The sequence below is a fragment of the Streptomyces sp. HUAS TT11 genome (assembly GCF_051553595.1).
In the GTDB taxonomy this organism is placed as follows: Bacteria; Actinomycetota; Actinomycetes; order Streptomycetales; family Streptomycetaceae; genus Streptomyces.
In genome coordinates this window covers 7,421,100-7,434,824 of sequence record NZ_CP196184.1, presented here as the reverse complement: position 1 = coordinate 7,434,824, position 13,725 = coordinate 7,421,100, and the positions used below count along the sequence as shown (strand labels likewise).

Genomic DNA, 13,725 nt, shown 5'->3' with positions numbered 1-13,725 from the left:
CGCTGTGAGTATGCCCGATCGGAGGCACGGAGTCACCAGTTAACGACCGCTTACTCAAAGAAACGCCTCGGATCCCAATTGGTCCGAACCATTGACCAAAATGGTCTAGTCCTCCTAGGGTCGATCCACCGCTTCACCGCGTTCATGCCAATCGGCACGCGTTCAGTCAGCGCGCGTTCCCCTCTCCCCCACGAGGAGACACGATGCTCACACCCCACCGCTCGCGCGTCCGCTTCCGGGCGCTCGTGTCCGCCGCCTGCTGCGCCGTTCTCGGCGCCGGTCTGCTCGCCGGCGCGGGCACCGCGACCGCCACCGCACAAGGACCGGCGCAGCCGGCCGCGGCCGGCTCCAAGGTCGTCGGCTACTTCACCGAATGGGGCACGTACGACCGCAAGTACTTCGTCAAGAACATCGAGACCTCCGGCTCCGCCGCGAAGCTCACCCACATCAACTACGCCTTCGGCAACGTCACGGGCGGCAAGTGCGCGATGGGCGACTCCTACGCCGCCACCGACCGCGCCTACACCGCGGCCGAGTCGGTGGACGGCGTCGCCGACACCTGGGACCAGCCGTTGCGCGGCAACTTCAACCAGCTGCTGAAGCTGAAGAAGAAGCACCCGAACCTCAAGGTCCTCTGGTCGTTCGGCGGCTGGACCTGGTCGAGCGGTTTCGGTGAGGCGGCCAAGAACCCGGCCGCGTTCGCGCAGTCCTGCTACGACCTGGTCAAGAACTCCAAGTGGGCGGGCGTCTTCGACGGCATCGACATCGACTGGGAGTACCCGAACGCCTGCGGCAACACCTGTGACACGAGCGGCCGGGAGGCGTTCAAGAACCTGATGGCGGCGCTGCGGTCGAAGTTCGGCTCAGGTGCACTGGTCACCGCGGCCATCACGGCCGACGCCACGAGCGGCGGGAAGATCGACGCGGCGAACTACGCGGGGGCGGCCCAGTACGTCGACTGGTACAACCCGATGACCTACGACTACTTCGGCGCCTGGGACGCGGCAGGCCCGACCGCCCCCCACTCGCCGCTGAACTCCTACTCGGGAATCCCGAAGGCGAATTACCACACCTCGGCGACCATCACGAAGCTCGCCGGGCTCGGCATACCGGCCTCGAAACTGCTGCTCGGCATCGGCTTCTACGGCCGCGGCTGGACCGGGGTCACCCAGGCCGCACCGGGCGGCACGGCCACGGGCCCGGCGGCGGGCACCTACGAGCAGGGGATCGACGACTACAAGGTGCTCAAGACCAAGTGCCCGGCGACCGGCACCGTCGCCGGCACCGCCTATGCCAAGTGCGGCAGCAACTGGTGGAGTTACGACACCCCGTCGACCATCGCGACGAAGATGACGTACAAGAACCAGCAGGGCCTCGGCGGCACCTTCCTCTGGGAGCTGAGCGGTGACACCGCGAACGGAGAGCTGATCAAGGCGATCAACTGACCGGTGGACCAACGACATCCGGGGGCGGGGGCCGCTGCGGCCGCCGCCCCACGGTGCGGTCAGCCGTCGCGGCGGGCCGGCGGCGGCGCCGGGTACCGGGGTTCGAGCTCCTCGATGGCGCGCAGGGTGCCGCCGAGCGTCTTCACCAGCAGTTCGCGCATGGCGTCCCGGGTCAGTCCCGGGCGGGCGATCCAGTCCAGCGTCGCGCCCTCCACGCTGCACACCCAGGCGAAGAGCCCCATGCGTGCCAGCGGTGAGATGTCACGCCGGCCGTACGCCCCCTCGGCGATGGTCGCGACGATCGCCTCGCGCACCCCGTCCCGGATGGCGTGCACCTGGGCGTCGAACCCGACGCCGCCGCTGACGATGGTCCGATAGGCGGCCTGATGGTGCTCGGCGTAGCGCAGATAGCGGTCGATGGTGCGGTGCACACGATCCACCGCCGGGAGTTCCAGACCGCCGGCCGCGGAGGTGACGAGGTCGGCCACCGAATCCTCGACAATGGCGAGGTAATAGCCCCGCTTCGATTTGAAGTAGTAGTAAATCAGCCCTTTGGCCACATGGGCATGGCGCGCGATGTCGTCCATCGACAGCGCGTCGTACGAGGTGTCGGCGAACAACTTGCGGCCGATGGCGATGAGTTCGGCGCGGCGGGCCAGCGAGCGATCGGTGGCACGCGCCTGGGGGCCTACGCCACCTCGCTGTTGACTGATATTCAATTTCGGCCAAGCCTCCGAATGCCAGCGGGACATCCGCAGTATTGCAGAACGACACCACCGGCATGTTCCGCTCTGATCGATCAGATGAGGCGTTGTTCCGGAATTGCCGGCCGGCCCGGAAAACCCGGGGCCGCTCGCGTCACAGCAGGCCGAGCTGCGTGACGAGCATCGCGAGGACCGCCACGAGGACCCAGCCCAGGACATGCTCGACGATCTTGGGTCCGTCGTCCTTCGGGCCACCCGTGCGGGCGCGGAGTCGGGCGGTGGTGGCTGAGGTGGCGGTCATGGCATCTCGCTGGTGTAGGACTGTGCGATGGACTCCCCCCACCGATGTGTCCACCTTGCCACCGGAATGCACCGGCGCGGCGGAGAGCTTGGTCACACACCGGGGCCCCCGGTTTCCCGGGGGCCCCGCTTCATGGCCGGGATCCGCGCGGTGTCAGCGGACGCCCACCGCCGCGAGCGCGAGGCGCTGGCGCGCGGTGAGACGGGCGGGGAAGTACAGGTAGCAGACGCCGCCCGTGCCGGACACGACACTGCCGGAGGCGTTGTACCGCTTGGTCCGCAGCCAGATGGTCTCCCATTCGGCCCGCTTGTAGACCCGGCGCACCGCCTCGTCGCTCGGTGAGGCCGGATCGTTGGCGATCACGTCGCCGTCGGCGGTGAAGCCGATCACGGTCATCAGATGACCTGAGGTCCCGTACCCCGCCCCGGTCAGCTCCTCCTTCAGGAACGACTGCGACGTTATGGCCGGGATGCCCGCCGCGATCAGCGTCTCCAGGTCCTTCAGGGAGGACAGCCGGGTGACCACGCCCTGGAGGTCCTGGAACGTCGCCGCGTAGGCGGCGTTGAAGGGCCAGTTCCCGCAGCCCTGGTACTGGTAGTCGTAGGTGGACCGGGCGGCGTGGCAGACCTGCGGGTCGGTGTACGACGGGTCGACCCAGGACAGTTGCCCGGGGGTGGGTTTCCGGCCCCAGTACTCGATGATCATCTGCGAGGAGGTGGGGCTGCACCAGGCCTCGCCGCCGTTGTCGTACTCCGGGTACTGCCCCTTGTGGATCTCCTGCGAGTAGCGCGGGACGACCAGCTCCTCGGCGAGGCCGGGCTTCGAGGCGGGGACCGTGAAGCGGTCGGGGATGGCCGAGCCCATGGCGCCGATGCGCCACACCGTGGGGGTGAGCCGGGTGCCCGGTGTGCGGTAGAGCGTCAGGCGCAACTGGTACGCCGCCAGGCGCAGACCCGACGCGGCGTCGGAGATGGCGAAGGTGTCGGTCCAGATGTCGCTCTTGCCGTCCGACTGGTCGTCGACGGACGTCCGCCGGATGTCCTGGTCGCCGGCCGCCCAGCGGCCCATCACGTACCAGGGCGTGTCCGTGCCGTCGGAGTAGGTGCCCTTGAGCTCCACCTGGAGCCAGGTGCCGGCCGGGGTGTCCGCGTTCCACGAGGCGATGGCCTCGGTGGACGGGACCGACAGCACATGCACCGGCGAGGTCCAGGTGGCGTACTCCCAGGAGGCGGTCCTCCCCGTGTGCGGGTCGGTGTAGTCGGTGCGGCCCTCGGGCTCGGAGATCACCACGCCCGGGCGGACTCCCGCGACGGCACGGACCCCTCGCACGGAGCCGGTCCGCCACTGCGCGTACGAGGTCCAGGCACGGTTGTCCACGAGGCTCGGGGAGGCTTTCGTCGGCCCGCCGTCGGGCTCTGCGGCCGCGGCCGCAGGGCCCGCACCGGCGGTCGCGGCGGCCGCGGCGACCGCCGCGGCGAGGATGGTTCTGCGGGACGGCTCTGAAGCTCTCGTCATCGGTGGGTGACCCCCCAGTTGTCCGGAAGCAGCGGTTCAGACGCACGATGTGGGCCAACTATGGCCGCCGCCCGGGGACTTCTGCCAGCATTTCGGCAAGGGACGCGCCCACCAATATTGGCCTGGACCACTGGTATGACCTGCGATGCCGTGACTCCGACCGGCATGATCACCACACCCCCGCCCGGCGCCCGACCGAGTGACGTGCCGGGCGGCGACCGGGCGAACGGGGCCGGGGCGCCGGATGCACGGCACCCTCAGACGAGATCCATCGCCGCCACCTCGTCCGGCCGTCCGTAGCTCACCGGCCCCCGGAAGCGGCGGCGCGCGGTGGCGCACCACCAGACCGCGGCCACGACCAGTACGACCGCCAGGGCGATCGCTGCGCAGTTGAAGGTACCGACGGTGATCGGCGACGCCCGGGGCAGCATGAAGAGCGCACTGCTGAGCACGGTCCAGGCGACGGCGACGACACCGACGGGTGTGCTCCACCGGCCCAGGTGCCGGGATCCGGGCCGGAACCCGGCGCCGAGCCTGAGCCGCGGGAGGATCGGCACGGCGCAGGTGAGGAAGAGCCCGACGACGTTGACGCTGACGATCGCGGTGAAGGCGGTGTGGGACCACCGGCCGGGCGGCACGAGGGCGAGCGGGCAGACGACCGCGAGCCAGACCCCCTTCACAGGTGTACGGGTACGCGGCGAGACCGAGTGCCATCAGCGGGAGCCGGGCATCGCGCCGTCCTGGGAGAAGGCGAAGATCTGCCGGGTGTTGCCGGTGAGATCGGCCGGGCCGCAGAAGAGCACGGCGCCGACGACCACCAGCAGCAGCACCTTCGCCGCCACCGTGCCGAGCCCGTCCATGAGGATCTGGACGGGCTCGGCGCCGAGGCGCCGGCCACCTCGGCGTAGTCACCGATGCTGTACACCAGGGCGAGCATCAGGATCAGGCCCGTGACCGCCGGCCGGCCGATGGCGCGGGTGATCCCGGGGCGCGTCGACCGTCGGCCGTACCGTCTCCTCGGACATGTGGAAGCTGCCGTCGAAGCCGGTGAAGGTCCGGCTGGTGACGAGCAGACCGAGCATGCCCCCGTAGAAGCCGCCGGTGAAGCCGGTGTTGTTCACGAAATGCGTGACGAAGGACGCGGGACGGTGCTCGTCCGGCACGGCCACGAGCGCGCCCACGATCACGACGAGCCCGATCAGCAGCCACCCCACGGAGATCCGGTTGAGAACGGCGACGAGCCGCACGGTGTAAGTGTCGGCCGGCCCCTGGATCACGATGATCAGTGCGGTGATCAGCACGGTCCGGTGCGCGGTCGGCTCGTACGAGGACCACTGCGGGCCAGGAAGGCCTGGACGAACGTGGTGGCCGCGCATCCGATGGCCGCCGTGCCGCCCACCCGGCCCCCGAAGTTGAGCCGGCCCGTGAACCAGGACCAGGCGCCCCGATGCCGTTTCGCGAGTTTCCCGGCCGAGAAATACAGCGCCCCGCTCGTCGGACAGGCGGACGCCGCTTCCCCCATCGCGGCTCCGATGAAAGCACCATGACGGAGTCGCCGATCCAGCCGAAGACGAGAACAAACGGGCCGCCCGCGTTCATACCGAATCCGAACGAGCAGAAGATTCCGGAGATGATGTTGATGATGGTGAAGGATATGGCGAAATTGCCGAAGGCCCGGAACCTCCTGGTGAGTTTCCGTGGATATCCCATGGCGTGCAGTGTCGCGTCGTCGTCGATCGCGACCGAATCCCGGCCTGCAGGTCGCCTCGTACGAGGCGCTGGCATCCGTTCCGGCACAACCGGACCTTTCTGTGTGGGGGATGGAATGGAGCCCGAAGGGTTCGGGTCGCCCCCGGCACGGGCAGCCCGCAGACGCGGCGGGCGCGCGAGAGCTGTTCCTCGGGATCACCGAAGACGCTCCAGGGCATACGTGCGGCGAAGGGCCCCATGGCGGTGAGGACGGCGCGTGCCTCGAACGCACGCTGGGCCATGACCAGGGCGTGCGCGAGATACGCCAGGTCGAGCACCGGCGTGAACCGGCGACCGGCGACCTCGGGCAGCCGGTTCCGGTAGAGGGCGAGCGCGATGGAGCGCCACTGGCGCTCCTCCCGGACACGGCCGGCCGGCAGCTGCGAGGGCCGGTAGCCCTCGACGAGGGCGACGAGGGGCAGCAGCCGCACCGGCGAGATGCCCGGCGCCCATCAGGCACCCTGCTCAGCGTGCACCTCAACCGGAATGGCGATTCCCGAATAGTCGGTTGAACACGTTCTCCGGTCCGTCGGAGACAAAAAGGAACACGCCATTGATTGACGTCTTGACAGTTCAATGCGGCACCATTTCGGGAACCGCATCCGCCTCCGGACCGTAGGGTGATGGCCCCGCGCGTAGAATGTTTTATCGAAATATGCCCGCACCCCCTCGCTCCAGGGAATCGCCATTCACCGCCTCGCATCGCGCCTGCACCGACTGCCCCCGTCCTGCGGTCCCGTGCGGCTCGTCGGCGTCGACGGACACGCCGGCTCCGGAAAGTCCACGTTCGCGGCGGAGTTGGCGGCCGCACTCGGCGGCGCGCCCGTGCTGCACCTCGACGACATCGCCACACACGAGGAGCAGTTCGCCTGGACGGATCGACTGCTGCGCGAGGTGATCGAACCGCTCGGCCGCGGCGAGTCGGCGCACTACCGCCCCTACGACTGGCGCGCCCGGCAGTTCGGCCCGGCACGGATCCTGCCGCCGGCTCCGGTGGTCCTGATCGAGGGCGTCGGTGCCGGCCGCCGGGCCCTGCGCCCCCGCCTGGCGCGGTTGCTGTGGATGGAACTGCCCCACGAGGAGGCCTGGGCTCGGGGACGGGCGCGGGACGGCGACGAACAGAAGGCGTTCTGGGCGGGATGGGTCGAGGCGGAGCGGCATCACTTCGCGCGGGACCCGTCGCGCCCCTTCGCCGACCTCCTGGTGCGGCAGGGAAATAAGGGATACAAGGTACTTCCGGGACCCGGGAGAGGACATGGTCCGGACCAGTTCCTCACCCACAGTGATGGACCATCGGCAGTGTGCTGACCTCGCGAAGACCCTTGTGGGAGAACTTCCTTGAGTGCTTCGGGGCAGCTTGACCCGGGAGCCGTACAGGACTTACGTTCTCAATGTGCGGCTTTCGCAGCCGCCCGCAGGACGCGAAGCCCCCGGTTGTTCCCCCGTGATCGGGGGCTTCGTTCTGCCCTGGAGGCGTCGCCTCGGGCGCCGGGAGGCGTGATTCGTTCACCCTGGGTCACCGCGCAGTGTGCGCCCCGTCTGCTCCCAGCTCATCGAACGGCTCGTGCGGCACCCTTCGGTACGCCGCTCCCCCGCAGGTACGATGCCTCTCGGTGCGCCCGTCGGACAGCGCGCACCGTTGCAACTCCGGTCCGCGGCACAGCGGTTCGAGCAAGGCGGCCGACGGGCACGGGCCCGGCGGTGAACCAACGGGGGCACGGTTTGTGGGGGACGTGATGGACTTCGGCTCGCGGGGCCCCGAGGCGCCGGCCGACCTCGCCTGGCTGCGAGGCGTCGACGCCTACACGATGGGCGCCTATCCACAGGCGGAGGAGGAGTTCCGCGCTGCGGTCCGCATGGATCCCGGGATGGCCGACGGCTGGCTCGGGCTGCACGCGCTCCGCGTCGACACGACGACCGCGCTGCTGCGCATGTTCCGGCACCGCGACCGATTCGGGGAACAGCGCTCACGCCACCGCCGCACGCTCAACTCCTGGTACTGGCTGGGCTGGTGGGTGCAACCGGTGCTGGAGAACCCGCGCGACCTGCTGCTCGCGCACGCCTCGCACTGGCTGGACGGCCGCCATGTGCCCGAACTGGACCGGGCCCTCGCCGGGCTGCCGCCCGTGGACGCCGACCCGCAGGTCCGCTTCCTGCACGCCTGCCGGGCCTACCTGGTCAAGGACTGGGAGCAGCTGGTCCGGCACACCGATCCGCTGATCGACGACCCCATGCTCGGCATCGAGGCCGGTCTGTTCGGGGGGATGGCCCGGGTGCGCCTGGAGATGTTCGGGCAGGCCGAGCCGCTGCTCTCCGCCTCCCTGATGCGCTGCCGCAGCGAGCAGCCGCAGCGCAAGGAGCTGCGCTACTGGCTGGCCCGCGCACACGAGGGCACGGGACGTTCCGCCGCCGCCCTGCCCCTGTACCGGGCGGTGCACCGGGTGGACCCCGCCTTCATGGACACCTCCGCGCGGCTCGCGGCGATCGCCGAGAGCGACGGCTACGACGAGTCGACCGATCTGACCGCGATGACGTTCACCGCCGGGGGCGACGTGCTGGAGGGGCCGGACGGCCTCGATCCGCTGTTCGGCGCCGAGGGCCGGGACGTGAAGCTCTCGGACCCCGAACCGCCGACCGGCGGCCTGCCGGCCCCGGGCGACCCGGTGCGGGAGAAGGCCACCATGCCCTCGTCGCCGCTGCCGGCCGGGCCCACGGATCCGGCCCTGCTGGAGGAGGCACTCGCCGAGCTGGAGCGCATGGTGGGCCTCGAGCCGGTGAAGCGGCAGGTCAAGGCGCTGTCCGCGCAACTGAACATGGCCCGGTTGCGGGCCGGACAGGGCTTACCCGTGCAGCCGCCCAAACGGCACTTCGTCTTCTCCGGTCCCTCGGGCACGGGCAAGACGACGGTGGCGCGGATCCTCGGCCGGGTCTTCTACGCCCTCGGCCTGCTCGGCGGCGACCATCTGGTGGAGGCGCAGCGCGCCGACCTGGTGGGCGAGTACCTGGGGCAGACCGCGGTGAAGGCGAACGAACTGATCGACTCGGCGATCGGCGGCGTACTGTTCGTCGACGAGGCGTACTCCCTGTCCAACTCGGGGTACGGCAAGGGCGACGCGTACGGGGACGAGGCGCTGCAGGTGCTGCTGAAGCGGGCCGAGGACAACCGCGACCACCTGGTGGTGATCCTCGCCGGCTACCCCGAGGGCATGGACCGTCTGCTCGCCGCCAACCCCGGCCTGTCCTCCCGCTTCACCACCCGGGTCGACTTCCCCTCGTACCGACCGCTGGAACTCACCGCGATCGGCGAGGTCCTGGCCGCGGAGAACGGCGACATGTGGGACGAGGAGGCTCTGGAGGAGCTCCGCTCGATCGCCGGTCACGTCGTGGACCAGGGCTGGATCGACGAACTCGGCAACGGCCGGTTCCTGCGCACACTGTACGAGAAGAGCTGCGCGTACCGGGATCTGCGGCTGAGCGGGTACCCCGGGATCCCGTCCCGGGACGACCTGTCGACCCTGCGGCTGCCCGATCTCATGCAGGCGTACGGCGAGGTCCTGTCGGGCCGCGGACCCCAGGATCCCCCGGGATTGTGAGGAGCGCCCCAGGACCCGGCGGGTACGGCGACCGCGGGACGGGGTGCCGCCCCGCGGATGAGTGCGGGGCACGTCACCCGCGCCCCTCCCGGGGCGCGGGTGAACCGCGATCAGCTCGCCACCGCCTCCCGCTGCTCCGGTTCGGCCGTCCGCGGCTGCGGTTCGGCCGTCCGCGGCTGCGGCGGAGCCTCGCGATGCGCGGGGTCCCTGACCTCGCCCACCAGCAGCTCCAGGACGTCCTCCAGGGCGACCAGACCCAGCACCCGGCCGGAGCCGTCGGCCACCTGGGCCAGGTGCGTGGCGGCCCGGCGCATCACCGTCAGGGCGTCGTCCAGGGGCAGGTCCGCCGCGAGCGTGGTCATCGGGCGCCAGAGCTGCTGGGGTACCGCCCGCTCGGACTCCTCCTGATCGAGGACGTCCTTCACATGCAGATAGCCCATGACGGCGCCGTTGGCCGCGACCACGGGGAAACGCGAGTAGCCCGTGCGCGCGGTCAGGGCCACCACCTCCCCGGGGGTGACCGTGGGCTCCACGGTCACCAGGGACACCGGGTCCAGGAGTACGTCCGTCACCGGGCGCGAGCCCAGCTCCAGCGCGTCCTCCAGCCGCTCCTGCTCCTCGGGATCGAGCAGTCCCGCCTGGCCCGAGTCCTCCACCAGCTGGTTGAGCTGCTCACTGGTGAAGACCGCCTCGACCTCGTCCTTCGGGTCCACCCGGAACAGCTTGAGGATCAGCTTGGCGCAGGCGCTCAGCGCGACCGTCACCGGACGGCACAGCCGGGCGAAGGCCACAAGACCCGGACTCAGCCACAGCGCGGCCTTCTCCGGTGCCGCCATCGCCAGGTTCTTCGGCACCATCTCGCCGATCACCAGGTGGAAGAAGACGACGGCCGCGAGGGCGACCACATAACCGAGCGGATGCACCATCCCGTCGGGAATGCGCACCGCTTCGAACACCGGCTCGAGCAGATGCGCCACCGTCGGTTCGGCGACGGCGCCCAGCGTCAGCGAGCACAGGGTGATGCCGAACTGGGCCGCGGCCATCATCTGCGGCAGCCGCTCGAGCCCGTACAGCACCTGCCGTGCCCGCGCGGTCGCGAGCGGCTCGATCTGGCTGCGCCGCACCGACACCAGCGCGAACTCGGCGCCCACGAAGAACCCGTTCGCCAGCACCAGCAGTGCCGCGAACACGAGTTGCAGCAAGCTCATCGCACCGCCTCCGCGACCGGCACGGGACTGTCCGCGAGCTTCACGAGCCTGACCCGCTCCGCGCGGTAGTGCCCCACCTGGCGCACCGTGAGCCGCCAGCCCGGCAGCTCGGCCCGGTCACCGGGGGCGGGGATCCGGCCGAGCAGGTCGGCGACCAGTCCGGCCACCGTCTCGTACGGCCCCTCCGGCACGTCGAGGCCTATGCGCTGCAGGATGTCGACCCGGCAGCTGCCGTCGGCGTCCCAGGCGGGGCGCCCGTCCTCGGACGGCGCGACGGCGAGTTCGGGCAGGTCCAGTCCGTCGTGCTCGTCACGCACCTCGCCGACGAGCTCCTCGACGATGTCCTCCAGGGTGACCACGCCCGCCGTGCCGCCGTACTCGTCGACGACGACGGCGATGGGCTGCTCGCTGCGCAGCCGCTCGAGGAGGGGCTGCACGGGCAGCGTCTCGGGAACGAGCAGGGGCGCTTGGGCGATCCGGGTGACGGGCGTGCGCAGCCGCTCGTGCGAGGGCACCGCGAGGGCGTCCTTCAGATGCACCATGCCGACGATCTCGTCGATCTTCTCCCGGTAGACGGGGAAGCGGGACAGACCGGTGGCACGGGTGAGATTGACCACGTCCTCCGCGGTGGCGGACGACTGCAGCGCACTCACCTTCACCCGGGGGGTCATCACATGCTGCGCGGTCAGCTCGCCCAGGGACAGCGTCCGTACGAACAGGTCCGCGGTGTCCTGTTCCAGAGCACCGGCCTGAGCCGAGTGCCGGGCCAGGGAGACGAGCTCATCGGGGGTACGGGCGGAGGCCAGCTCCTCGGCGGGCTCGACCCCGAGGGCGCGCACCAGCCGGTTGGCAACCGCGTTGAGAGCCGCGATCACCGGCCGGAACAGCCGCGAGAAGTGGTGCTGCGGGCCGGCCACGAAGCGCGCGACCTGGAGCGGCCGGGACACGGCCCAGTTCTTGGGCACGAGTTCGCCGATCACCATCTGCACGGCGGAGGCCAGCAGCATGCCCACCACCACGGCGACGCCGGAGACGGCGCCCTCGGGGATGCCGAGCATGGTGAACGGGCCGCGCAGGAGTTCCGCCAGCGCGGGCTCGGCCAGCATGCCGACCACGAGTGAGGTGATGGTGATGCCGAGCTGGGTGCCCGAGAGCTGGAAGGACAGCTCCCTGAGCGACTCGACGACCGTGCGGGCCCGTCGGTCGCCCCCGGCCGCGGCCTTCTCGGCGTCGGGCCGCTCGACCGTGACGAGACCGAACTCGGCCGCGACGAAGAATCCGTTGGCCAGGATCAGCAGAAATGCCGCCCCTAGGAGCAGCAAGGGAACGCTCATGATGCCGCCGCCTCCGCGTTCACGCGGACACGGTCCGCGCTATGTCGGCAGGGGGCGGCGCAGGTACTGCAGGACGATCCGTCCATCGCCGGAGGGAGTCACTCCTCGGGTAGCAGGAGCCCCTGAGCACCGGGCGGAACCTCAGGGGCAAAGGCGCCTCGGGGCGCCTCTGTCACCAGATTAGTCAAGACTCCGGCCGGTGCGGCAGGGCGGACGGCCCGAGTCAGCTGTGATGTCGTCCGGAGTCGTGTGCGGAACGGGCCTCGGCGAGCGCCCGGAGCGTACGCGCGTCCGTGATGGCGCGCTCCTTGGCGATGCCCGGCTGGATGCCGAGGGCGGGCAGGCTGGTGCCGTCGCTCAGGTTGAGGAACACCCATGGGTCACCCGGACGCAGGTTGACCTGCACGATCTCGGCCCAGTGCAGATGGCGGCTGCTGGTGATGTTCACCACGGTGACCCCGGATTCGTCCGCGACGACCTTGGGCCGGGCGAGCAGGAGCAGAACCCCGAAGAGGAGTGCCGCCGTCAGGATGAAACTGAGGCGCTCCCCGGGGCTGAGCTGCTCCAGGAGCATCGCGACCGCGGTGATGACCACGAAGATCGCGACGCCGGCGCTCAGCAGCACGGCCCGGGTGCGTCCGGGCCGGAAGGTCACGGGAAGGGTGGGCAGGTCCGGCATCGTCGTACGGTTCCTCAGAGGCGGCAGGCGTGGATGGCCGTGGTCAGGATGGCACGGGCCCCGATGGCGTAGAGGTCGTCCATGATCCGCTGCGCCTCCTTGGAGGGGACCATCGCCCGCACGGCGACCCAGCCCTCGTTGTGCAGGGGCGAGACGGTCGGCGACTCCAGGCCGGGGGTCAGCGCGACCGCCTTCTCGAGCTGCTCGACGCGGCAGTCGTAGTCCATCATCACGTAGGTCCGGGCCACCAGGACGCCCTGCAGGCGGCGCAGGAACTGCTGGACCTTGGGCTCCTCGACGTCGGCGCCGGTCCGGCGGACGACGATCGCCTCGGACTTCATGATCGGCTCGCCGATGACCTCGAGACCCGCGTTGCGCAGCGAGGTACCGGTCTCGACCACGTCCGCGATGACGTCGGCGACGCCGAGCTCGATGGCGGTCTCGACGGCGCCGTCCAGGTGGACGACGGAGGCGTCGATGCCCTTGTCGGCGAGGTGCTTGGCGACGATGCCCTCGTAGGAGGTGGCGACCGTCCTGCCCGCGAGGTCCTCGACGCCGCCGGCGGTGCCGGGCTTGGTGGCGAAGCGGAAGGTGGAGCGGGCGAAGCCGAGCGGCAGGATCTCCTCGGCGTTGGCGCCGGAGTCGATGAGCAGGTCGCGGCCGGTGATACCGATGTCGAGCCGGCCGGAGGACACGTAGATCGCGATGTCGCGGGGACGGAGGTAGAAGAACTCCACCTCGTTCTCCGGGTCGACGATGCGGAGCTCCTTCGACTCCCTGCGCTGCTGGTAGCCGGCCTCATGCAGCATGTCCGCCGCAGGGCCGGACAGGGAACCCTTGTTGGGGACGGCGATGCGCAGCATGAGGTCGGCTTCCTTCGTTGGTGCGTGGGGTGTGCAGATGTTCGGTATACGGCTCAGAGATGGGCGTACACGTCGTCCAGGGAGATCCCGCGCGCCACCATCATCACCTGGAGGTGGTACAGCAGCTGGGAGATCTCCTCGGCGGCCGCCTCCTTGCCCTCGTACTCGGCGGCCATCCAGACCTCGGCGGCCTCCTCGACGACCTTCTTGCCGATGGCATGGACACCCTTGCCGACCAGTTCGGCGGTGCGGGAGGTGGCGGGATCGCCGTGGGCGGCCTTGTGCTGGAGCTCGGTGAAGAGCTCCTCGAACGTCTTCTTGGACATGGTGGTCC

11 protein-coding genes and 2 pseudogenes are annotated in these 13,725 nt (G+C 70.1%); 3 read left to right on the top strand and 10 right to left on the bottom strand.

Annotation, left to right across the window (positions count from 1 at the left end; translation table 11 throughout):
• Positions 1-203 precede the first annotated feature (203 nt).
• Complete coding sequence (locus tag ACSHXN_RS33305; protein ID WP_356114937.1) at positions 204-1,445, top strand: glycoside hydrolase family 18 protein; 1,242 nt, start codon at positions 204-206, stop codon at positions 1,443-1,445.
• 59 nt (positions 1,446-1,504) lie between these two features.
• Here ACSHXN_RS33305 and ACSHXN_RS33300 read toward each other — a convergent pair whose 3' ends face one another.
• The 5 genes and pseudogenes from ACSHXN_RS33300 to ACSHXN_RS33280 all read right to left on the bottom strand — a co-directional run.
• A complete protein-coding gene (locus ACSHXN_RS33300; protein ID WP_355138183.1) occupies positions 1,505-2,164 on the bottom strand; it encodes a TetR/AcrR family transcriptional regulator in 660 nt (219 codons plus the stop codon).
• Positions 2,165-2,303: 139 nt separating this feature from the next.
• Positions 2,304-2,450 carry an SCO1431 family membrane protein gene (locus ACSHXN_RS33295; RefSeq protein ID WP_355138052.1) on the bottom strand — a complete coding sequence of 49 codons (147 nt, stop codon included), beginning with the start codon at positions 2,448-2,450 and terminating at the stop codon, positions 2,304-2,306.
• A gap of 153 nt (positions 2,451-2,603) precedes the next feature.
• Positions 2,604-3,965, bottom strand: coding sequence for a peptidase C39 family protein (locus tag ACSHXN_RS33290; RefSeq protein WP_438304758.1), 1,362 nt, complete (start codon positions 3,963-3,965; stop codon positions 2,604-2,606).
• Positions 3,966-4,222: 257 nt separating this feature from the next.
• Positions 4,223-5,675: pseudogene (locus ACSHXN_RS33285) on the bottom strand (amino acid permease).
• A 143-nt stretch (positions 5,676-5,818) separates the two neighbouring features.
• Positions 5,819-6,163, bottom strand: a pseudogene (locus ACSHXN_RS33280) (hypothetical protein); the annotation flags it as partial.
• A gap of 238 nt (positions 6,164-6,401) precedes the next feature.
• Between ACSHXN_RS33280 and ACSHXN_RS33275 the strand changes: the two are divergent.
• Both ACSHXN_RS33275 and ACSHXN_RS33270 read left to right on the top strand, forming a co-directional pair.
• Positions 6,402-7,022 (top strand): uridine kinase family protein, encoded by a 621-nt coding sequence (locus ACSHXN_RS33275; RefSeq protein ID WP_356295025.1) that lies wholly within the window; start codon positions 6,402-6,404, stop codon positions 7,020-7,022.
• 428 nt (positions 7,023-7,450) lie between these two features.
• On the top strand, positions 7,451-9,307 hold the full coding sequence (locus ACSHXN_RS33270) for an AAA family ATPase (protein WP_355138056.1): 1,857 nt from the start codon (positions 7,451-7,453) through the stop codon (positions 9,305-9,307).
• A 110-nt stretch (positions 9,308-9,417) separates the two neighbouring features.
• Here ACSHXN_RS33270 and ACSHXN_RS33265 read toward each other — a convergent pair whose 3' ends face one another.
• The 5 genes from ACSHXN_RS33265 to ACSHXN_RS33245 all read right to left on the bottom strand — a co-directional run bounded on the left by ACSHXN_RS33265 (position 9,418) and on the right by ACSHXN_RS33245 (position 13,717).
• Complete coding sequence (locus ACSHXN_RS33265; protein ID WP_355138058.1) at positions 9,418-10,515, bottom strand: hemolysin family protein; 1,098 nt, start codon at positions 10,513-10,515, stop codon at positions 9,418-9,420.
• Positions 10,512-11,849, bottom strand: coding sequence for a hemolysin family protein (locus ACSHXN_RS33260; RefSeq protein ID WP_355138060.1), 1,338 nt, complete (start codon positions 11,847-11,849; stop codon positions 10,512-10,514). The genes ACSHXN_RS33265 and ACSHXN_RS33260 overlap by 4 nt, the downstream gene beginning before the upstream one ends.
• 223 nt (positions 11,850-12,072) lie before the next feature.
• Positions 12,073-12,528: a PH domain-containing protein gene (locus ACSHXN_RS33255; RefSeq protein ID WP_355138062.1), complete on the bottom strand. Its 456-nt coding sequence runs from the start codon at positions 12,526-12,528 to the stop codon at positions 12,073-12,075.
• 14 nt (positions 12,529-12,542) lie between these two features.
• Positions 12,543-13,391 (bottom strand): ATP phosphoribosyltransferase, encoded by an 849-nt coding sequence (gene hisG, locus ACSHXN_RS33250; RefSeq protein WP_355138064.1) that lies wholly within the window; start codon positions 13,389-13,391, stop codon positions 12,543-12,545.
• Between the two features lie 53 nt (positions 13,392-13,444).
• On the bottom strand, positions 13,445-13,717 hold the full coding sequence (locus ACSHXN_RS33245; RefSeq protein ID WP_356113528.1) for a phosphoribosyl-ATP diphosphatase: 273 nt from the start codon (positions 13,715-13,717) through the stop codon (positions 13,445-13,447).
• Between the last annotated feature and the right edge of the window lie 8 nt (positions 13,718-13,725).